This window comes from Bacillus sp. AK128 (genome assembly GCF_053903075.1).
Genome location: NZ_CP096379.1, coordinates 1907734 through 1928002, shown reverse-complemented (window position 1 = coordinate 1928002; position 20269 = coordinate 1907734). Strand labels below are relative to the sequence as shown.

Annotated in this window: 24 protein-coding genes and 1 pseudogene; 2 read left to right on the top strand and 23 right to left on the bottom strand. The window is 32.7% G+C overall.

Annotation, left to right across the window (positions count from 1 at the left end):
- Positions 1 to 214: 214 nt before the first annotated feature.
- A complete protein-coding gene (locus tag M1D60_RS09580) occupies positions 215 to 1384 on the top strand; it encodes an ROK family protein (protein ID WP_456278934.1) in 1170 nt (389 codons plus the stop codon).
- A 73-nt stretch (positions 1385 to 1457) separates the two neighbouring features.
- Here the strand turns inward: M1D60_RS09580 and M1D60_RS09575 are convergent, their stop codons facing one another.
- From M1D60_RS09575 to M1D60_RS09500, 16 genes and pseudogenes are all read right to left on the bottom strand, one after another.
- Positions 1458 to 1748 (bottom strand): hypothetical protein, encoded by a 291-nt coding sequence (locus M1D60_RS09575; protein ID WP_456278933.1) that lies wholly within the window; start codon positions 1746 to 1748, stop codon positions 1458 to 1460.
- A gap of 479 nt (positions 1749 to 2227) precedes the next feature.
- The gene (locus tag M1D60_RS09570) at positions 2228 to 2566 is read right to left on the bottom strand and encodes a cell division protein FtsK (protein ID WP_456278932.1); all 339 of its coding nucleotides are present in this window, start codon (positions 2564 to 2566) and stop codon (positions 2228 to 2230) included.
- 128 nt (positions 2567 to 2694) lie between these two features.
- On the bottom strand, positions 2695 to 3549 hold the full coding sequence (locus M1D60_RS09565; RefSeq protein WP_456278931.1) for a GNAT family N-acetyltransferase: 855 nt from the start codon (positions 3547 to 3549) through the stop codon (positions 2695 to 2697).
- 91 nt (positions 3550 to 3640) lie between these two features.
- Positions 3641 to 3949 carry a hypothetical protein gene (locus M1D60_RS09560; RefSeq protein ID WP_456278930.1) on the bottom strand — a complete coding sequence of 103 codons (309 nt, stop codon included), beginning with the start codon at positions 3947 to 3949 and terminating at the stop codon, positions 3641 to 3643.
- 350 nt (positions 3950 to 4299) lie between these two features.
- Positions 4300 to 4761 carry an NUDIX hydrolase gene (locus M1D60_RS09555; RefSeq protein WP_456278929.1) on the bottom strand — a complete coding sequence of 154 codons (462 nt, stop codon included), beginning with the start codon at positions 4759 to 4761 and terminating at the stop codon, positions 4300 to 4302.
- Between the two features lie 364 nt (positions 4762 to 5125).
- Positions 5126 to 5752 carry an NUDIX hydrolase gene (locus tag M1D60_RS09550; RefSeq protein ID WP_456278928.1) on the bottom strand — a complete coding sequence of 209 codons (627 nt, stop codon included), beginning with the start codon at positions 5750 to 5752 and terminating at the stop codon, positions 5126 to 5128.
- A 354-nt stretch (positions 5753 to 6106) separates the two neighbouring features.
- Positions 6107 to 6481, bottom strand: coding sequence for a VOC family protein (locus tag M1D60_RS09545; protein WP_456278927.1), 375 nt, complete (start codon positions 6479 to 6481; stop codon positions 6107 to 6109).
- Between the two features lie 400 nt (positions 6482 to 6881).
- The gene (locus M1D60_RS09540) at positions 6882 to 7316 is read right to left on the bottom strand and encodes a hypothetical protein (RefSeq protein ID WP_456278926.1); all 435 of its coding nucleotides are present in this window, start codon (positions 7314 to 7316) and stop codon (positions 6882 to 6884) included.
- Between the two features lie 234 nt (positions 7317 to 7550).
- Entirely contained in the window at positions 7551 to 8267 is a 717-nt protein-coding gene (locus M1D60_RS09535; RefSeq protein WP_456278925.1) for a nucleotidyltransferase domain-containing protein, read from the bottom strand.
- Positions 8264 to 8818, bottom strand: a complete 555-nt coding sequence (locus M1D60_RS09530; protein WP_456278924.1) for a GNAT family N-acetyltransferase — start codon at positions 8816 to 8818, stop codon at positions 8264 to 8266. Before M1D60_RS09530 ends, M1D60_RS09535 begins: the two co-directional genes overlap by 4 nt.
- A gap of 193 nt (positions 8819 to 9011) precedes the next feature.
- The gene (locus tag M1D60_RS09525; RefSeq protein ID WP_456279400.1) at positions 9012 to 9476 is read right to left on the bottom strand and encodes an NUDIX hydrolase; all 465 of its coding nucleotides are present in this window, start codon (positions 9474 to 9476) and stop codon (positions 9012 to 9014) included.
- A gap of 236 nt (positions 9477 to 9712) precedes the next feature.
- On the bottom strand, positions 9713 to 10249 hold the full coding sequence (locus tag M1D60_RS09520; RefSeq protein WP_456278923.1) for a DUF1572 family protein: 537 nt from the start codon (positions 10247 to 10249) through the stop codon (positions 9713 to 9715).
- A gap of 374 nt (positions 10250 to 10623) precedes the next feature.
- Positions 10624 to 11085, bottom strand: a pseudogene (locus M1D60_RS09515) (SMI1/KNR4 family protein); the annotation flags it as partial.
- A gap of 339 nt (positions 11086 to 11424) precedes the next feature.
- Positions 11425 to 12171: a hypothetical protein gene (locus M1D60_RS09510; protein ID WP_456278922.1), complete on the bottom strand. Its 747-nt coding sequence runs from the start codon at positions 12169 to 12171 to the stop codon at positions 11425 to 11427.
- Complete coding sequence (locus M1D60_RS09505; RefSeq protein WP_456278921.1) at positions 12171 to 12659, bottom strand: RNA polymerase sigma factor; 489 nt, start codon at positions 12657 to 12659, stop codon at positions 12171 to 12173. Before M1D60_RS09505 ends, M1D60_RS09510 begins: the two co-directional genes overlap by 1 nt.
- A 437-nt stretch (positions 12660 to 13096) precedes the next feature.
- Entirely contained in the window at positions 13097 to 13678 is a 582-nt protein-coding gene (locus tag M1D60_RS09500; protein ID WP_456278920.1) for an NUDIX hydrolase, read from the bottom strand.
- A 154-nt stretch (positions 13679 to 13832) separates the two neighbouring features.
- Here M1D60_RS09500 and M1D60_RS09495 point away from each other — a divergent pair, with 154 nt between their 5' ends.
- Positions 13833 to 14285 carry a hypothetical protein gene (locus tag M1D60_RS09495; protein WP_456278919.1) on the top strand — a complete coding sequence of 151 codons (453 nt, stop codon included), beginning with the start codon at positions 13833 to 13835 and terminating at the stop codon, positions 14283 to 14285.
- A gap of 104 nt (positions 14286 to 14389) precedes the next feature.
- Here the strand turns inward: M1D60_RS09495 and M1D60_RS09490 are convergent, their stop codons facing one another.
- The 7 genes from M1D60_RS09490 to M1D60_RS09460 form a co-directional block, all read right to left on the bottom strand.
- Positions 14390 to 14860: a DUF6376 family protein gene (locus M1D60_RS09490; protein ID WP_456278918.1), complete on the bottom strand. Its 471-nt coding sequence runs from the start codon at positions 14858 to 14860 to the stop codon at positions 14390 to 14392.
- Positions 14861 to 15790: 930 nt separating this feature from the next.
- Positions 15791 to 17587 (bottom strand): S41 family peptidase, encoded by a 1797-nt coding sequence (locus tag M1D60_RS09485; RefSeq protein WP_456278917.1) that lies wholly within the window; start codon positions 17585 to 17587, stop codon positions 15791 to 15793.
- 122 nt (positions 17588 to 17709) lie between these two features.
- Positions 17710 to 18297, bottom strand: a complete 588-nt coding sequence (locus M1D60_RS09480) for a GNAT family N-acetyltransferase (RefSeq protein ID WP_456278916.1) — start codon at positions 18295 to 18297, stop codon at positions 17710 to 17712.
- Between the two features lie 367 nt (positions 18298 to 18664).
- Positions 18665 to 18892: a hypothetical protein gene (locus tag M1D60_RS09475; protein ID WP_456278915.1), complete on the bottom strand. Its 228-nt coding sequence runs from the start codon at positions 18890 to 18892 to the stop codon at positions 18665 to 18667.
- A gap of 145 nt (positions 18893 to 19037) precedes the next feature.
- The gene (locus M1D60_RS09470; protein ID WP_456278914.1) at positions 19038 to 19376 is read right to left on the bottom strand and encodes an ASCH domain-containing protein; all 339 of its coding nucleotides are present in this window, start codon (positions 19374 to 19376) and stop codon (positions 19038 to 19040) included.
- 87 nt (positions 19377 to 19463) lie between these two features.
- Positions 19464 to 19613 carry a hypothetical protein gene (locus M1D60_RS09465; RefSeq protein WP_456278913.1) on the bottom strand — a complete coding sequence of 50 codons (150 nt, stop codon included), beginning with the start codon at positions 19611 to 19613 and terminating at the stop codon, positions 19464 to 19466.
- A 66-nt stretch (positions 19614 to 19679) separates the two neighbouring features.
- A complete protein-coding gene (locus tag M1D60_RS09460) occupies positions 19680 to 20246 on the bottom strand; it encodes a hypothetical protein (protein WP_456278912.1) in 567 nt (188 codons plus the stop codon).
- Positions 20247 to 20269: the final 23 nt, after the last annotated feature.

The following is a 20269-nucleotide window of genomic DNA, read 5'->3' as shown; positions in this document are numbered from 1 at the left end:
CGTATACTTAGTTTGTCTAGAGAACGAACTAAGTTTTTAGTCAATAAAATTTAGAAATTTCCACAAGTTTATAGTATTTTATTAATAGGCTATTCTTTCGTAGAAAATTAGGTGAAGTTTACTTGATTGGTGTACTACGCCTTAAAACAATGATTTTAAAAAACAGACTAAAAAGACAAACTATCGCAACAGTGTTAGGTTAAGGAGTAACGATATGACTTGGAATCAGCAAGTAGTAAAGGCAAATAATAAACAGACTATATTACAAATGATTAAAGAACAGGCTCCCATCTCCCGTGCGACACTTGCTCAGCAACTTGGGTTAACCAAAGGAACTGTCTCCTCGCTTGTCAGTGAATTGTTAGATGCTAACCTTTGCTATGAGTCAGGCCCAGGTGAATCAAGTGGAGGCAGACGCCCTGTTATGCTTCTATTTAATGGAGATGCTGGCTTTTCAATTGGTATCGATATTGGGGTTAATTATATATTAGGAATCCTTACAGATCTTGAGGGCAATATCATTTCCGAATTAAAGCAGACGATTAAGAAGGAATCTTATGAGGAGGGTATGATGATTGTCAAACAAATCATTCATTCCCTCATAAAGGGAAAACCCGCTAGCCACTATGGTGTCATCGGGATCGGTGTAGGTGTCCCTGGAATTGTGAATAAAGAAGGGGAAGTATTGCTGGCACCAAACCTTGGTTGGAAAAATAGTAACCTAAAACGTGAACTTGAAGAAGAGTTTAACCTGCCAGTCCTCATTGAAAATGAAGCAAATGCTGGTGCATATGGAGAAAAGGTTTTCGGATCAGGCAAAGAAAAGGAAAACCTCATTTACGTAAGTGCTGGCATCGGAATTGGGGTTGGATTTATTCTCAACAACCAGCTTTACCGAGGGGCAGAAGGTTTCTCAGGTGAAATGGGCCATATGATTATCCATGTTAACGGTCGAGAATGCACCTGTGGAAGTCAGGGCTGCTGGGAGCAGTACGCGTCAGAGCAGTCTCTATTGAACTCTGCTTCTTCACTCATACAGACTAATAACGACATCACATTAGAATACTTAATCGAGGAAGCAAACAAGTCAACAGAAATACAAGCCTTGTTTACTGAAATTGGTCATTACTTAGGAATCGGCATTAATAATATTTCTAATACGTTTAACCCAGAGCAAATTATTATCGGAAATAGACTTGCCATGGCAAAGGAATGGTTAATGGAGCCCATGGTTGATTTTGTTAAGGCTACTACACTTAAGCATAGTAATTCACATCTGGACATACGGTTTTCTGACCTATCTATCTATTCTTCGGCTTTAGGTGTTTCCGCTCAAACAATAGAAACGTTTCTTGCTAATAATTTGTTTGAGCAGGTTAACTAGAATTAATAAAGAGATTATCTCTCTGGATCGATTTGGTTAAGTATTTGACTAGAAAATGAGAAATGCTTGGATGTTAAAATCCAGGCTTTTTGTGTTTAGCTCTGTTAAAGTTTGTTGTTGATTTTCGTTGCAGGACACTCGCTTTCCGCGGGGCGTGCGGTGAGCCTCCTCGTTTTTTGGTTTTCCAATATTGTTTAAATCCTAGGGTTCCAGCTACAAAACCTAAAATCACTTGAGGTATTCCGATTAAAAAATCATTATTAAACAAACGGTCGACACCACTAAAACCTAATAAAATAGCAACAACACTCATTATTACTAACACAAAAGGATTTTCTTGAGATTTATTATTATTTGGGTTCAATTTTTATCCCCTACCAAGCCCGATATCTATTTCACGTTCAATATCCTTAATTAAATCAATCTGGTAATTAACACAATAGATACTCCTATTATTATTCCAAAATCTGAAACAAAACTTTTATTATCTTTTCTCTTTTCAAATATACTGATCAACTTCCCAAGTATCACTAATAAGATTGACGAAGTAATTACTGTGTTACTAAAAGCGGAACTGAATGTAACATCATCAGACATCAGAACCAAAGATATTGGAATGACAATTAATAAGACTGCAATCAAGTAAAAGAACCATTTTAATTTCCCCATATTAATGTGCTATCCTCCTCTTATTTTATTTGTCTAATCGGTTTATTTTTTATTCAAACTAACTAATTTGAGGAGTCATTTTTACCTCTATCTGAAATAAGCATTCAAATGTAATTACTAACCTACTTGTTACGATTTTTACTAAGCTCTATGACATGAAGACGGTTTAAATCATTACAGGAGAGGAGGAGTTTCACCTATAATGAACATATATACTCCCAACAAAGATAGCATTATACCTATGAAAAACGTCCAAGGATTATCTTCTTTTTTCTTATCAAAAGTAAAAAACGTTATCATGCAAAAGAAAAGTGTTAATAGAGAAATGCCAAATTGAGGAAACATAAAAGCAATTCCACTAATAATCAATCCTACCATACCATATGGATTTTGATTTGGAATTCTGTCTAAATATTCTTTTTCATCTTGGGTTAAATCCTTATTACTATCCCCCCATAAGTCTTTATCTTTTTGTCTATTGAGGAAATCAATAATTTTATTAAACATCTTCATATTTTGTCACCTTTTTTGAAAAGTATCATATTCCTTTTGCTAGATTAAGAACAAATCCAATTAACAAAAGACCTATTAAAAATAAATTAACTTTCATTATCCAATATTGATTTGTTATTGGAACAGAATTAGTTGCCTTTATCAAAACCGAGGTGAACAGAGTCTGCAATCTTTTTATAGCCAATTTCCCTATAGATCTTATTAGATGTCGGATTCATCATATCTGTGTACAGGACGCAAAATTTGAAGTCTTTAAGTAGTTCTCTTGATGCCGCTGCCACAAGCGTCCTGGCATATCCTTTTTTGCGTTCTTCCTTTGGTGTAAAAACCAGACCTACGGTTACACCGTTCTTTGTAGGACGTGACTTCTTCATCATAGATACAATCTTTCCTTTATCCTCCCAAATAAAAATCTCTTGTCCCTTAAGAAACATGGCAACACGTTTTTTCACTTGTTCGATTGGGGAAATCGGCAGTCCAGCATCATTTTCGAATGAGTTAAACCACTTCTCTATTAGTGGAGAATCACTTTCTTCGGCATAACGCCAAGAACCGGGACTATATTCAAGCGTTTCATTGACCTTATTTAAACGATACAATCCCTGATCCATAAGTAGTTGATGAGGCTTACCTGTTTTAATCTCCCACTTTTCCGCGACTTTGTATGCCCATTCTTTTAAACTGATAATTGAACTAAATTCAATTTCAAGTTCTACCATATTTATTATGAAGAAATCTATTAGTTCTTCTAAACGGTTTTCATCGACAAAAATAAGATTTAACGGATGCGGGGGTGTCATTTGAAAAAAGGCTAATACATTTCCATCTTCCTCAATTGTTGCCGTAAATGGATTCTCATAATTACCAGCCTTAATCGCTTGCAGTACACCGTAAAAAAGACTGAATACATCTTCCCTCTCCAATAAAAACGACTCTATCTTTCTCTCAAACTCATGAGCATTATCATAAACTTTAAAATTCATTTTCAACACCTCACTCATAATAAAGCAACTCTTTTTTACAATAAACAACGGTTCCTCTTGAACAATAGCACCCTTTACTGAAAGAAGGAATTCATCGATTTTTTCTTATAATAAAATCCTCTTCACTTATTTCACTATCACTCACTAAAAGACATTGAAACGCTTTAAATAGTTCTTTGATCTCAAACTCTTTATTGATAAGGTCCATACTTTTTTGGTACTCATTTTCATCTTTATACTTTGAGATCTCCAACCATTTTGTATGATCGTCTATGCTTTGAAGGTAAGTAGTTTGAAGATCTATATACTTACCGTAAATTTTAGAAGCTTTTTCTTGAATACTTAAATATTCGTCCACTTTATCATTCTGAATGTGATATTTATAAACTTTAACAAACATATTAATTCCCCCAAATAAAACAGCCGCGTTCAACTCTACTCAAACAAATAAAACATGCTCCATGTAAGAGAGGCAACAATTACTGACAAAGTAATAGCAACCCAAAAAGTATTCAATTGAGTGCTATCTTCTCCACGTTTGATTTGCTTTAGTAACTGAACAAATTTGAAAGTTAGAAAGATACATAATATTGGATTAATGTAGAGTGCTGTTACTATAAAAAAATCCTTCATTGTCTCTTCTATTCCCCCTGTTTTTCAATATTAAGTTAATCGTAACATTAATTTCCTTTTATTAGGTAAAAAAAAAAGAAGCGGTTCCTTCTCTATTCCAGATACGTACCCTTTAGCTTAACAAGGATTATTTTTCATTTTTTTTAGATATACTTCTATATACTTCCGATTTGCCTCATTTAAACCTTTAGGTAAATCATTAATGTTAAAATATTGTAATTCAATTGACTCACTATCATCCATTATTATGGTTCCTTTTGATTGTTTAGTTAAGTAAACAGCAGTAATTGAATATATTTCATCACCATTAGGTAACCTTAAAAAATAATCAGGACCTGAACATACATCAAGTAACTCTATCTCTCCTACTTCAAGACCAGTTTCTTCCTTAACCTCTCTCCTTGCAGTATCTTCTAAGCTCTCACCTACTTCCATCAGTCCACCAGGTACTCCCCAACTTCCATCTCTTCTATGTTGTAGCAACAATTCATTATCTTCATTTATAACTAATACTACTGATCCTGGTAGTAACAATGGTCTGGTACCCACTAACTTTCTTAATTCCATAACGTAACTCATATCATTCCCCCTTTAAATATCACTATAAGAGAAATAAAAGTTATTATTACCGATAACCAATATTTATCCCAAGAATAATATCTAATACAACAATTTCCACTATATGTATAAGGCCGTGGTGGATCTAAATGGTTTAATGCTAGTTGAAATCCAACTCCATAAGGCAAAGTAGTTTGTATTTCATTCCTATCTTAAAACCTAACTCCATCCTAATAACCCTTGATTAGTAAGAAAATCACCGAAAAGAAAAACATTTCTATCTACATTAGAAATACCTTAAAAATTGTCACTCCTTATTACCCTTGTATTCACAAGAAGTAACTGCTCTTGTTAACACTCACTCCAAAAATGAAACAAGGTAATTTTAACGAATATGTTCCTGTATCTTTTGAATAACTTCTTTATAAAAAGAGACTTGATGTGGTACGAATTTATCCCTGTTTACATTTTTTTCGATAATAAGTTTATTTCCATCATTATTTATTTCAAATCCATTAATTCTAATTTCATCTCTTTCATCAAACCAAAGTTCAGCAAAATCGGTAAATTTAGCTCTTACCATCCCTGAAACCTCTTCTACTTGAAGTGTAAAGTCGTCTAAAGTTCCTTCGCTCATATATATAAAAACATTTGCTAATTCTTTATCAATAAAATTGTCTTTAATTACACAATATTCAATTACACCTAGCTGAACTAAATCCTCAAAAGCTAAATCAATTCCTATTTCTTCTTTTATTTCTCTTACTCCGTCTTGAACTGTCTCTTCAGCTAATAAATGTCCAGCAGCAGTAATGTCTAATAGGTTAGGATAGTCTTTTTTATTTTTACTACGAAGTTGTAAATAGATATAATCTATTCCTTGTTCATTACTAATGAACCAACAATGAAATGCTTCATGCCAATATCCGTTCTTATGTACATCACTCCGAGAAGCTACCCCTATATGGTTTCTATTATCATCAAAAATCTTTAATTGCTCTTGTTCCTCCATCAAATTTTCCTCCTATGAATATCTCTATTTCTAATTCTCGCTCTCTCAAACTCTACTTACCGTTTGTTACTAAATTAAGCGATACTCCTTCTTTGATCATTGCCCGCTTTAGTACAATAAGAACAATTACGTTCTTCCAATTGCTTAATCAGCATATTCATTGACGGCGGTTCCTCTGTGCAATCTTCTGGTTTGCTTCCGCACTAGAAACATCAAGTGATAAGATAGAGGCATTAGTCCCTCCCAATTAACAGGTGGAAAACATTGAATAATCTCAACCTACTAAAATATGACCAGTATTCCAGCGTTTTCTCTCAGTTTAATAAATAATCCTTTTTTACAGAGCTATTAATCTTACCAGTGTACTTGAAGTTTATTACCATTTGGATCATAAAAGTGGAAATAGGCATGACCATTATCTTCTTGTATATCCTCGACCATAACTTGATTATTAATTAAGTGTTGATGAAATTCAGATAATTCTGGGCTTGAAAAACCGATACTAAAAGCCGATTCATTATTAATTGTAAAATGTGAAAATGTTTCATCGTCTGTAGGAACTAAGATAAGTAAAAAAGGTCCCTCATTTACTTTAATAATCGCAAATGGATCATCAGTAACGGTTAATAACTGTAACCCTAATACATCCTTATACCATTGGGCAGACTGTTCTAAATCTTTTACAGGTATTCTAATATAATGGACTTGTTCAATATATGATTTACTCATAATTTACCTCACTTTTTATAAATCTGATATATTAAGTAATTCCCGTTATATATACCTTTTCCCTTCCAATATATTGAATTCCCCTATCCTTTACTGCAAAAAAAAAGCCATTCTCATCTTGAAGAATAGCACTGGTTTGTTAAATAAGAGCTCATTAACGACCTGCAAATTGTTGTTATCCGGAAAAGTTTATTAGGAAAATGCAATAATCCACTTTCCTAGAATATATCCTAATGAAAGGCATAAAAAGCCGAAAGTAACAAAAAAACTATATTTTAGAAATGGGGGTTTTTTTATAATATCATTCATCTATATCCTCCTAAATTTCTAATGAAAATAAATTTATTTATTCAACAATACTGCCTCGTTACTTCAATAAGGAAAGGGCACTTCCTTGTTCCTATAAGGATTTTCTAACTTTCTTTTCTACTATGTATGTTACTATTACAAAGAATAATATCGCACCTATTGCCATATAAAAAGGACTATATATACTTCTTCCTGCATATTCCCCATCTCTTATAGCTTTTATAAAAGCACCGTTATCATCCACAGCTATTGCAATCTCTGTACTTACATTCTTTATTGAATAATATTTTGTACCTCTTTTATAAGTATTTGAAAAATCCCCATAATAAGTACCCTCTATACCTGAATGTTTTGTGACTTTTCCTATTTCTTTCTCAATCTCTGTTACGTACTCATCACTAACCACATAAACATAACCATCATAGACAACAAATGAATTTGCCCATTCAGCGAAGGACTTATTCGATATTAGAAGTGGTAACAAGAATGTGAACAATAATATGGAACTTAATAATTTTCTAATCATCAACAATCTCCACCAATTTATAATTGGGAGTCCTTTCATCCAAAAGCGTTAAAATACTTTCTGGTCCTTTCATATTCGCACCCGTTTCTTTAAGAAGGAACTAAACCAAATAGCAGCCCTAATATAGAATACATAGTAAATCCGACACCGATAAAAATAATGATAAACCTTATAATCCAAGGCAATTTAGGACCTACTGCTGTTGCAGAAACGCCCCCGTTAGCACAATAAGGTTTAGTTTTTTCCTAAAGAAAAACCCACAAATAATCTCCCACCAAAAGGTTTAAGAACTTTATCAATTAGGGTAACTATCTTATCAATATCATTTGTTTTATAAAACGTGTCAAATGCTTCAACGATTTCGTTTGCAAGTTCCTTGTCGTGATGAACTAATGAACGAACAACCCATTTTGATGACCCGATCCATTTACGATTACTACGAAGAATGAACTCACTAACTAACTCACCAAGTTTATTTGCAATAAAAATCCCTTCGCCCCTGTTTTGTTGGCAACCGATTAAATCATCTAACGCATCAGTGATAAAATATCGCTTCATATCAATTGTTTCTTTTGACCACTCTTTTGGTCCTTGTTCTAATAAGTCTTTAGCTTCTTTTCTTATTTCTGTCAACACACCTGTATCTTTTAAAATCTTCCCTTCGCTTACCATTCTTGGCATACAAGGTCTTGCTTCTTTACAATCACTTTCAAAATAGAAACGATAAGACGATAAATTATGTGCGAATAATTCAATATTCCATCCAAATTCAATAAGTGATTCACGATAAGAAGAAGATAAACTTTCATCAAAAACCACTATATCTAAATCAGATGTTTCAGTTGCTTGTCCACGAACAACACTCCCAGCTAACATAGCTCCCTGACAATTGGGAAAATGTTTTTCAATAAACTGAAATGCCGGTTCTGTTGGTTCAGGTCTATATTTCATTTTATCTGCTCCTTTTGAAGAAACTCGCCTTTCAACATACTCATACGAAGTCGGTCAACAAATTCTCCATTTCTTATTCTATCTTGTCTTAAAATACCTTCTTCTACATAGCCCATACGTTTATAAGATTTTATTGCTTTTTCATTGTCTACTTCAACTCTAAGCCAAATTTTATTTAGTCCTAATTCATTAAATCCCCATAAAAGCATTTCTTTCATCGCAGCAAGACCAAATCCTTTACCCCAATAGTTTTTATCTCCTATTGCAATCCCTAATTCAGCGTGTTTGTTTAACTTGTCGATGTTTTTTAAATCAACCCAGCCAATATGTTTTCCCTCTTCTGTGACAATAGCTTTTTGTTCATATCCATTTGTTTTGTTTATGCACATTTTAATCCAAATTGTAGTTTCTTCTCTACTAAAAGGTGGATACCTCTCTGGCATATTTAAATGCTTTGTTACTTCCTTATCTAAACACCATTGAAAACGGTCTTCCACGTCTTCAAGAGTTAATTCTCTTAATTGTACTTTCGGTAATTCTGCTATTTCCATCTCTTTATCTCCCTTAATTATCTTTCTATTCACATACAAAAAGTTAGATTTTTGTTGCAATAACTGTTGAATTCACCTTACCCGTTAGCTTAATAACTTCTACCAAAAAAGCACATCTCTTTCCTAAAGAAATTCAACCCTTTGGCACAAGAATCCGATTGCTTTATGCTTGCAATTACCCTTAATAGAATAATTAAATTAATCTACCAATCAAGTTATAAGGATTTACTTCCCAAGTTTCATATGGGATAAAGTTGATTGCTTTCATAGAATCAAGTGTACGGGATTTCATATGCGGGCGAGTTATGTAATTATCTATATTTTCTTCGGTAAGCTTAATGAATTTCGCTTCTTTAACTTCTTCTGGCTGAATTTTTACTTCTCCGCTTACATATTCCGCCTTAAACACCACTGATAATAAATGTTTTGTGGCATTATAATACACACCTGTTATTCCAATAGGTGAAATAACTATTCCTGTTTCCTCTAATACTTCTCTAGATACAGCTTTATCAAGAGGTTCTCCTTCTTCTACCTGTCCTCCTGGAGCTTCCCAAGTATCAGACCGCCAGTGGGTCTTGACTAATAGAGCTTCTCCTTTTTCATTAGTAACATAAGCAGAAACTGCAATTAGATGTTTCGGTGTGGTGTGCATAATACATTCCCCCATATTCTGTTAATAACAGTTTCTTGATTAACAATGGAAAGTCCTTGTTTTTTTGACTTGTTTATTACTTAACTGCTGCTTTACTACAATAAAAAGGAAGCTATTCTTTTGTTCAAGATTAGCTCCCGTTACTTTAAGTGCAAAATTTCACGTTCTTGCTTTTGGCAATAGAAGAAGCGACCTGCCATCGACAAATCGCTTATTAGTTAAAGAAGAAAAAAGCTATTTCATAATTTTTTAGCTGATACCTTATCATTAAATTCTTTTGAACCATTCTTAGGAATGCTCAAAATAGTCCAATCCTTGTCCTTTATTTGTTTTCCAATATAAAGAATTTGTCCTAAGTGATAACTAATATGAGCCACTTCAGTTTGAACTGCTTTAAGAACGCTTAAAGGTTGTTGTCTTAAAGTAACAGTTTTATTTAGATCCTCTGCCTTAAGATTTTCAATTGTATTAAAAAGTAATTTCCATCCGTCTTCCCAAATTTGCATTAGATATTCCTTGGATTCATTATTATCAATGAATTCCAAGTCTCTATCTCTATAAGACTTTTCTCCATCAGTATTCAGAAAATCTACCCATCGAGAGTGCATATTCCCACTTAAATGCTTGATTATTATTGAAATGCTATTCGATTCTCCACTTGGCTTCCAGTGTAATTCTTCTTCTGATAATTGCTGTAAACCCTTTTCGGCACGTTCCTTAAAGTGTTTAAATTGCCCAGCTGCAATTGTAAGGTATTCCTTTTCAAAGTTGCTCAAAATATCCCCCCTAATTGATTTAAATTATAATTTTGTTGAAGAAGTACACCTCAATTTTCACTGAAATACATATCTGCATAATACTCGATTTCGGTGTCTTTTCTTATGATGGTAACCATTTCCTTAACCCCTTTAGAAGACAGTATCCCTATTTCATTGAAATGATTAGCAAAATTGACTGCTAACTGTTTAATTTCAAGCATTGGATTTTGAAGGAGAACAATTAACTTTTGTTCAATGAAGTGTTCATTTCCCTTTGTATTTTCATAAAGATAGTTTAAAGCAATGGTAATTTCTTGTTCGTTGGTAGTTGATAAGGATATATTAAGTATTTCGGGAGTCCAATCTCTTTCAACTTGTTCAAAATATGCATCTTCAATTTCTGTTTCTTCTACGTATAATCTATTTAAGAATGTATCAAAATTAGGAGCTAATTCAATAATCTGTTCAGATTCCACATCAATGTATATAACTGGAGGTTCTTCTTTTTTATTTCTGTAATCAAATGCAACCCACGAATGCCCACTTCCTGAAACTAAAACTATATTTTTTGGTAAACCCCATTCTTGTATTAAGTATCCACTTTCTAATATACCGTTCTCTTCACCTATACCTAAAATATGGTCTACATTAATATGGTCATCTGCCCAAGATGTTGGGACATCAGAAGGGTAAGAATCATAGTTAATATATCCACCATTCTGTTCTTTAAGTAGATTAATATAGGATGTAGGCAACTTTACTTTAAGTTTTTCTTCTGCTTCTTCTACTGCTTTATCTGTTAAAGGTGCCAACTTAAAATATTCATCATCTTCTTGCCATATATTTTTCACCACTTCATTACTCCCCCTAAAATGAAATAAACACCGTTTATCATCCTATATTTTGAAATGATTATTTAACAATTCTTCCTCAACTATCCTGCTCTTTAGTTTAACATTTTTTTCCTTTTAACTGACATAAAAAAAGCACTCCTTATTGAAGGAATGCCCCCGTAAGAATAATAACTTCTATATAAAAACTAACATAATATCCCAAAAGTAGAATCAGAATTTTAACCATAAGAAAAGGCGACCCCACTTGGATCTCCTTGTTTAACTATTACACCCTATGTTAAGGAATAGTTTCAAAGGTTCCTGTAAATTTTAGATTACTAACAAGATTATTTTCTAGGTTTAAATAAGAGTTAATGAAATGGAATCGGATTCTTGCGTAAGAAGAATATTTTGTTGTTTAATACTTCCATCCGTATACTTTACAATAACTTGGATTATAATGTCATCAGCTATGACTCCATTACCATCATGGGGAATTGCCAGTGAATATTCATGGTTATCTTGTTCATTATAATGGACAGAATATGTATTTCCGATTTCCTTTATACCTTGATATAGATCTGAACCAGCTGATCTAGAAATAATAAATATCTTTTCAGATACCAACCAGTCTTTGTCTTTATACTCTTTAGCCGTAAGGATAACATCTTCTATAAACATACCTTCGCTTATAGTATAAGTGATTAAGTCAATTTCATCTCCAGTTAATTTCAGAATAACATCAGTAAAATTTAAATTTAACCCACTGCCACCTACACTACTTATAACACCCATTCTTTGTTCTGTTGATAGTTCAAAAATAGCTTTTTCTTCTGAAAGATTTGTATAAAGCTCATTACCATCATCAGTAGATGCATGGGCTGTAATTGTAAAATTTGTAACTACGTTTCCATTCCTATCCAGTAACGGAAGGCCAATTATAATGAATAATAAGACAGCAACTGCACTTGCTACTGAAATCCACTTTTTAGGACTAAATCGAACCGACTTTTCTTTGTCTAATAAACTATTCCTTTTAACACGGCTTTTCATTGTTTCTGGCATTTCAATAGATTTAACAGCATCTTTCATCTTGTCAAAGTCCATCAACTATTCTCCTTCCGATAATTTTCTTTGATAAGCACTCTCCCACGTTGCAATCGCTTTTTAACAGCAGACGATGTAATGTTTAGTAGAGTCGCTATTTCATCTCCTTTATAACCCTCTACATAATATAGTAGTAATACAATCTTATACTTATTTGGCAATTTCATTAGATGGTCGAGCAATCCATAGCTTTCAACATCCTTAGAATATAGTTGCAAATCACTGATATCTATATGCCTGCGCATAAGATTGAACCTTCTCATATTCTTGCAGCGATTAGTGGCAACAGTGATCAACCATGCTTTCTCATGTTTTGAATCGTGAAAGGAGGGAGATTTTGTTAGATAAGTAATAAAAGTTTCTTGTACGACATCCTCTGCATCCTTCTCATTACATAAAATGACAAGACATATTCTAAATAGCATATTTCCATACGTATCAACAACTCGCTCTATATCTTGTTCAGTTGACCAAACTGCTTGTTGCAACTCTTTCAACTCCTTTCACTTATAACACACATGAAAATAAGATTTGGTGACTTTTAATTACAAAAACAAACCGTAAATATGAAATATAAATTCCCAAAGATTCATTTCCGGATCTAAGGGAATATATTTTATACTGGTGTATATCGCTATGCCTGAATATCATTCGTTATTTCCTCTTAAAATTCATATCTGAACTGTCCCTCTCCTTTATTGGAGTTTAATGAACTGGAAATAAGCCAACTTCCTAGAACAATACACACCCCTAAAATTACGACCGAGAAAGACTGAAAACTTTTCCCCATAAAATCCCCCCCCTATTTAATGTATAAATCTTTACTACTAGGTTCCATTGCTTTGTTTAACTATCCTCACCCGTTTGTTTAATACCTTCAAAATAAATAAGCGATAATCCTTCTTGGATCATCGCCCGCGTTATTTTAGTTAGATGTTCTAATAAATTGATTCATTAGCTCTGTTTCTTCACTTAACAACTTCGAAAGGAATAATAATTGAGGAAAAGGTTCTAAGACTAAACTTTGATTTAGCTCTGACTTTAGAATAGAAATCCCGTTCTGTTTAAGATAATCTCTTAAAGTAATTCTGTTATTGCATATAAGGTGCACATTTGCTGGAGAAAGCAATAATAATCCATTTGTTTCTGAAGAAGGAGTTGGTTTACTAAATGTATTAGAAAGATACATGACTGTATACGAGGACTCTTCGTTCCCTTTAATTAAAATCGGAGCAATAGGTTCATCTATTTGTACTCTAATTGGCTCCTCCTCCCATTCATTGAGATGAAATGTCGCATTAGGATTGAAAGGGTTTATTTCAACTTTTGCCTCTTCAAAAACTTCACGTTTTGCTGTATTCAGTGCGGTTTCATTTTCTTCCCTATGTCCTCCCAACCTTACCACTCCAAGTTTATCACCTTCTTTTGTTGGACCAACTTGAAATATAAATAACCCTTTATATAAAACATAAGCACCTGATGTTCGTATATTATTTGGAACTATCATATTTAACCTCTCCTCTAGTTTCGCTTATTTTTTAACAAACCTTACCATTAATCAAAAAGCGATTGCTTCTTGTTCAGTAATCGCCTCCGTTAGTCAAAAACTATATATTCCAACAATGGATTAATATGGTAAAATGTAAGATAGAGGTGCTATTATGAAGACTAAATTCTTAATATTATATATTTTTATTACTTTATTTATCATAGGATGCAGTAATGACCAAACCCGAATATTCACATCTGATGATATAGAAAAAATCAAAATCAAATTAGTGGAAAAGCAAGAAATGGAAGATGGAATAAGTTATACAATTAATTTAGTAAACGGTAGCGACTATGTGATCAAGCAAAACAATGTTTATCTTTATTACCCAATTAAAACTGACACCGGCTCTAAAGGAAATGAATTTAAAGTTGAGGCAAGGGGGAACAAATTAAACATTGAACCAAATGAAGAAGTAACTTTAACTATTTTTACCCCATTTGTAGGAATGAGTAATCAAGAATTATTGATTGAAAAACCTACTATTAGAATAAACGGGTATATAGAAGAAGTTGATAATTCACACTCTTTCAATAAAGTTGGTGGCTTTGAATTTTTCCAATAACTAGTATGTATATTTAGCTCTTAGGGAATTGAAAAATTTATAGAGTTCCCTTCTTTTCCCATTACTTCAATAGGAAGGTGTGAAAATCCTTCATGAAACAACGTTCATGAGCCATCTTTAACTTGTTTCTTTTCCAGTATCAAATATTTTATATGGTGAGATAAATTATTTTGAACGGCGGTGATATAATCCCCCATTAGATAATCTTTTGATAGTTCGGAAATGAAATTTTCTTTTTTCATTTCTTGTAAAGATTTATTCAGTGAAGATTCAATAGTTCTATTATAGGTAAGTAGAGCGTCATGCCCATTTTTTAAGCCTTCAGGTGGATTTAAATTCTTAATCAGCTCGATTTTTGTTTTCATTTGCTCGATTCTACCTTCAATGCGGTTGATCTTCGACAAATCCCTTTCGTTATTTTGAACAATTTTAGTGATATCTTTTTTAAAGTTATCGATCTCATGAAGGTATTCCTCGGCACTTACAAAATAATCCTTATAATCATCTTCGCTTTGACACCCTATAGTAAGTATGCTAAATAATATTAAAACGAATAAAATAAAAAAATTTTTCATTATTAACCCACCTCGTATAATGTTACTTATTAAAGAAACCTTACCCGTTTGTTTAAGAAGAACCTTCACAAACTCTATATTTAATTTAACATAAAATTACAATTAATGGATGGACCTTCAAAAAATCACTATGGCAAACGACATACCAATTAGCATAGTAATTAGCACGTTGACAGCTATTGTCAGTATGCTATTTAAGGTGCGATTTAGTATTCTATTCCAAGTGTTTATACCCAATAAACATTGATATATAAGGAAAAAGCATCAGACCAAATCATATGCGATTTGGTCTGTTAATTAGTATGCTATTTCATATTTTTCTCTACAGAAACGGAACCGTTTACTTGAAGGAATGAGTGCTTATATATAGTATCATCATCAAAACATTGATCTGGTGCACCCCTTATCATTGTTTACATGTAACAAAAAAAATGTGGTTAAGGACTTGACTTGGAGCCTCTGTGGGTACGATTTGTCTTGAAAGGCTGAAGCTAAGGTTTCATCAGGCTAGCCAGCGTATCATACCCACCCCTCCAAGTAAAGTCCATCGTTGTTTACGTTGAAAACTATAATTATTTACTAAATATAATAAGTAAACAAAGATAAAATATAGGCTGTTTTGTATCTTTAATTACGTTTAATGTTTAATACGGTCGAAAATCATACTACATATAAGCCCCCTACAGTTGAAGAAGGACGAACAACAATTTGTGGCATTCGTCCTTTTTTATTTCTTGCTGTACTGCATCATTACAACTCATTTTCGTATTTTGCTTCGACTTTATTTAGTTGCTTATGTTTATGTCAAGTCATAAGGTTTCTTCATTATTATTTCAGAATATACATAATAAGTTGCTCCAAATAAGGAAACCAGTTACTCATAAGTTTACCAACCGAGATATATTGACGCACTAAAATTCAGACCATTCTTTAGTTCTCTTGATTTATCCATTGAATTGCTTTTTCAATATATTCGTCCCTTCCCTCAAGCACTGCCTCTATACTTCTTTCGACAGTAATATCAGGCTGAATTCCAACTATATGCAGCTGTGAGCCATCGTGCTTAGTCACTTCCAAACCAGTCCAAGTGATTACTTTCTTGCTCCCTGGTAATTGAATATTATTAATGTTTCCATTTGCACCAGCAGTTGGCTGTCCAATGATTTTACCGAGGTTATAATGGTCTACAATTCCCATAAAAGTTTCAGGGGTACTAATAGCCCCGGCATTCGTTAAGAAAGCAACCTTACCTTGAAGTTTTGGCTCTTTTGGAGTAAGGCTCCAACCCCATTCGCTTTTATATCCTATTATTTCTTTATGATCAGGATAAATATTAACTGGAACTTTCATAGGAGGTGAATCAACTGGAATTTCTATCAAATATTGAATCACTTCAAAAATATCTGTTGTTGGATAACCTCTTAAATCAAAAATAACCCCTTTTGCATTTCTTAATTTCTCTAGAGAAGAAAGAAATTCGGACATCTTTCCTTCCACTAAATTAATATAGAAAATATTGGAATCGACTTCACTGCCTGTTTCATAAATACTTTGCTCATATAAGGGATAATATTCAGAGTAGTTTATTGTCTCTTTAATTAGTTTGTTTCCCCTTTTTACTTCTATGACGCTTGAACTCAGAGTATTAGAAAGAATATATTGTAAAGCACGATAACGTTTTAATTGCGGTGAACCTGAAATTTCACCTTCCAATTGATTCAGTTTCTCTACTGAATTTACTCCATCAATTGAGAGAATGGTATCCCCTATTTTAATAGGAGAGTTCTCTTTAACATTAGTTACCACAATTTGATTATTTATGTAGTCAACACTAAACGGAAGATAGGATAATACACTCTTATCAACCGTTTTAATATGACCATCTCTAAGTTCTGCCAACATTTTATCTAACGTAACATTAAAATCCTCATTGGATAGTATAGCTTTTATAGCTTTATTCAGTTCCAATTCCCAGTTTATATCAATTGTATGAAAATAAGGATAAAAGTGTTGAAAAACATTCCAGGCAACAACTATATCTGCTACATTACCTATTACCCTATCTTTATTTGTATGACTTTCAAATTCTAATAGAAGCTTATTGAAATTTTTTCGAGATACATCGGTTGTTCCTACAGTGATGTCATCTTTCACGTAGAGAACGATAGGTAGTTTTACAAATAAACTATTGTTGATTGGTTCTAGTATATACTCATCACTTTTTACTGAATGACCTAGTATATTTATGGAATTAGAGTTAGTAGATAATATCCTCTCACTATTATATAGAAATTTAGCCTCCTTATTAGAACCACTTACACCATTATGTTTCCATGCTACAAGCTGATAATCATCTGACTCTTCAGTCTTTAATACAACTGATTCTTTTAATTCCTCATAGTTATCCGAAATTTTAAGAGTAGGGGCTATCGGTGAAAATAAGTTGAACAGTTTTTCCTCTAACTGTTTTGTATTACTTGCATCTATTACTTCTTGTAAACCGTAAAGAATAAATTGATCCCAATTCATCTCTTCCCCCTCACTAGAAGGATGAAAATACCTAACATAACCATAAAGTTTTGAAAAAGCATATATGTTCTCAATTGATTGCTCATGAGATGGCTTCTCTTTTGAGACTTTAATAGGATCAAATGGTTGGTTAGGAGTTTTTGAAGAACAGCCAACAATTATTATAAAAATTAGACACAACAAAAGTATTCTCTTCATTTACCTTAAACCTCCCCAACATTGTTATGTAACTATTTATCAACAATCAACTCTGGCAGTATGTGTTTAATAATTAAGAAATGGCGACTTTTTGCACTAAACTTACCCTTTACTTTAAGAAGTTATATTAACTGTTTTTCATAACAGAAACATTCATGAACTCGCTTAAACTTTTTCTTCATAGCATCTCTATCATCACCAACGTAATGTGCAAATGCATGAACTGGATAAAACTTAGGAAATTCACTTTGTAGAGTTCCCTTGAATTCTTCCTCACCATCAATATATACATGTAAATATGAATCTACCTTTTCGAAATGGTTATATTCGTACCAATTACGAACCCAATCATCATCTCTCGTCCATGCTTCAAGACGGTTTATTCCACTTTCTTTGGATATTTTTTCAGCCTCTAATAAAAGTTTTGCACCTATTCCTCTCCTGCGAAAATCAGGATGCACTGCTATATGCCAGATCATTCCACCAAGTCCTGTTCCTCTTGAACAAACAGTTCCCTCTTGTTTCTCATATTCAATATCTATCAAACCTACAATTTGTCCTTCAATCACTGTGACTAATTCAATAGACGGATTTATATACTTTTCTTTTTCCTTTAGCACGTTATCAAAATAAGCTGTATCGAGAAATGACAGTATTCTACAACGTACCCAACCTATTTTATCATCTGCGTTATATCTTCTTATCTCCATATATTCTTACTCCTTTTAGTAAAAGTTTGTCATCGTTAGGATGAAAAGCAAAACCATAAAATAAATAAAGACCCTCGGAATACGAAGGTCTTGTTTAGTAAAATGAATTTTTAAAATTATTTACTCTCTCAGGGAAGGGAAAGAAACCATCGTGTAGACTTTCAATATATATTTATTAGTTTTCATATAAATCCCCTCCTTTAATTCCTTATATTTCCTAATAATAATGATTTTATAGAAAATTCTAATAAAAGTAAAGACTAAATTTTTATGTTAAACTGCCCTCTACTTCAATAAACGAAGGCACTAATACTTCTTGAAACAATGCCCCCAATAACTTAAGTACATTTCATCACAAATCAACTGCTCATGGCATCATTTGGTTAAATAGATATAGTTGATAAAACCCAGGAACTCCCAATGCAAGAAAAAGAGTAATTACTGCAAATAACTTTGATTGTTTTATCAGACGGTCTTCACCATGTTTTAAGTGTTCAAAGTATGTGAGAGTGAAATAAAGACATGCGGTCAACTTAATGGCTGATATGATTATTAACCAAATACCTATTGACCCTGTAAAAGCTAATTGCTCCATTTAAAAACACATCCCCTTCAATTTTACTAAATTATGCTTTATACCTTTTATAATTCTAATAACTCTTAAACACCCTTCTCTTTACTTCAATAAGCGAAGGCATTAATCCTTCTTGGTTCAATGCCCCCGTGAAGTAAAATAGGTTTTAATATTTTATTGTAATTGCTAACGTACCCCATTCTTTCTCTTGTTCAGGAGAGTAAATTTCATATGTTCCATCTATCAATTCTTTCATGGTCCAACCTTCACAATCAAAATCTTTAAACGGAATATCCTCATACATTGCTTGAAATGTATCGTATATTTTTAGGTTAGTTACTTGTACTTTTATTGTTTCATCTTGTTCAGGAACCTTTATAAATTCAATCGTGTCTCCAACTCTAATTTTTCTTCTTTTTTCATCATATAAGCGTACTTCAACTGTTTTCTTACCGTCTTTAATAGAATTGAAATACTCACCATATAACCCCATTTGATGTATCATTCTAAATTTCACCTCTCTACTTATGTAACAATCTGTCTTATTGTATTAACCCGTTAGTCGAAATAACTCTTCTCAGCTTAATATAGATTACTTTCCTTTTTCTTTAATTAAATTGTACAGATCAATTAAGGCACCAAATATAAAACCTAGTAACACATCTGTAAGTGAGGGTGCACCGCCATACCATACAGAAGAACAAATTATACTAATGATTCCAACAACCCATGTAAAAACCAAATAGATTCCCTTTCTTGTGAAACTAAACTTACCCTTTAGTACAATTGCTCTCGGTTATTCTAGTTTTTAAAATATGTCTTGGCTATTTTTGTTCAAAAATTGAGAAATCATCTGATACTCGTTTATAACTCGTTTCCTACCATCTTCTGATAAATACCAAGTTTCTTTATTCAATCCACGATTATCTTCTAATGGAAATACGTCTAAAATCACGTCATCCATTGCATATAGGGAAGCAATTAATAAAAATCTGCTCATAAAAAATGTCTTCCCTGCTAAAAGTATGTTTTTATCTGTTTTATTATCTATTTGAAACATTGCATTTCTTATTACATCATTTGCCGATTCTGCTTCTCCTCTAATTGGAAAAAGAATATCTTCAGGTATTCCTAATTCCACAAGCAACTTTTTGTGGTAGAAAAATTCATCTTCATTTAGAAATTTATTATGTACATTTGGGATCATTATTTTCTTAAATGGCTCTTCTTGGTATAGTCTGAGAATATGTCCATTTAATTCAGGAAAGTGTCCTGGGTGATAGATTACTACATCAGCATTTCTAAATTTTTTCTCTCTATCTATAAATGTCATTTCACCTAATAATTTTGCGAATTGAATATTCAATAAATACACCTCAAAAATATAGAAATTTTAAC

What these genes read in the sequence shown, in the direction of transcription:
- M1D60_RS09580 (WP_456278934.1), top strand. Translation starts at nt 215, where the DNA reads ATGACTTGGAATCAGCAAGTAGTAAAGGCAAATAATAAACAGACTATA.
- M1D60_RS09570 (WP_456278932.1), bottom strand. Translation starts at nt 2,566, where the DNA reads ATGAAGATGTTTAATAAAATTATTGATTTCCTCAATAGACAAAAAGAT.
- M1D60_RS09565 (WP_456278931.1), bottom strand. Translation starts at nt 3,549, where the DNA reads ATGAATTTTAAAGTTTATGATAATGCTCATGAGTTTGAGAGAAAGATA.
- M1D60_RS09560 (WP_456278930.1), bottom strand. Translation starts at nt 3,949, where the DNA reads ATGTTTGTTAAAGTTTATAAATATCACATTCAGAATGATAAAGTGGAC.
- M1D60_RS09555 (WP_456278929.1), bottom strand. Translation starts at nt 4,761, where the DNA reads ATGAGTTACGTTATGGAATTAAGAAAGTTAGTGGGTACCAGACCATTG.
- M1D60_RS09550 (WP_456278928.1), bottom strand. Translation starts at nt 5,752, where the DNA reads ATGGAGGAACAAGAGCAATTAAAGATTTTTGATGATAATAGAAACCAT.
- M1D60_RS09545 (WP_456278927.1), bottom strand. Translation starts at nt 6,481, where the DNA reads ATGAGTAAATCATATATTGAACAAGTCCATTATATTAGAATACCTGTA.
- M1D60_RS09540 (WP_456278926.1), bottom strand. Translation starts at nt 7,316, where the DNA reads ATGATTAGAAAATTATTAAGTTCCATATTATTGTTCACATTCTTGTTA.
- M1D60_RS09535 (WP_456278925.1), bottom strand. Translation starts at nt 8,267, where the DNA reads ATGAAATATAGACCTGAACCAACAGAACCGGCATTTCAGTTTATTGAA.
- M1D60_RS09530 (WP_456278924.1), bottom strand. Translation starts at nt 8,818, where the DNA reads ATGGAAATAGCAGAATTACCGAAAGTACAATTAAGAGAATTAACTCTT.
- M1D60_RS09510 (WP_456278922.1), bottom strand. Translation starts at nt 12,171, where the DNA reads ATGGACTTTGACAAGATGAAAGATGCTGTTAAATCTATTGAAATGCCA.
- M1D60_RS09500 (WP_456278920.1), bottom strand. Translation starts at nt 13,678, where the DNA reads ATGATAGTTCCAAATAATATACGAACATCAGGTGCTTATGTTTTATAT.
- M1D60_RS09495 (WP_456278919.1), top strand. Translation starts at nt 13,833, where the DNA reads ATGAAGACTAAATTCTTAATATTATATATTTTTATTACTTTATTTATC.
- M1D60_RS09490 (WP_456278918.1), bottom strand. Translation starts at nt 14,860, where the DNA reads ATGAAAAATTTTTTTATTTTATTCGTTTTAATATTATTTAGCATACTT.
- M1D60_RS09485 (WP_456278917.1), bottom strand. Translation starts at nt 17,587, where the DNA reads ATGAAGAGAATACTTTTGTTGTGTCTAATTTTTATAATAATTGTTGGC.
- M1D60_RS09480 (WP_456278916.1), bottom strand. Translation starts at nt 18,297, where the DNA reads ATGGAGATAAGAAGATATAACGCAGATGATAAAATAGGTTGGGTACGT.
- M1D60_RS09475 (WP_456278915.1), bottom strand. Translation starts at nt 18,892, where the DNA reads ATGGAGCAATTAGCTTTTACAGGGTCAATAGGTATTTGGTTAATAATC.
- M1D60_RS09470 (WP_456278914.1), bottom strand. Translation starts at nt 19,376, where the DNA reads ATGATACATCAAATGGGGTTATATGGTGAGTATTTCAATTCTATTAAA.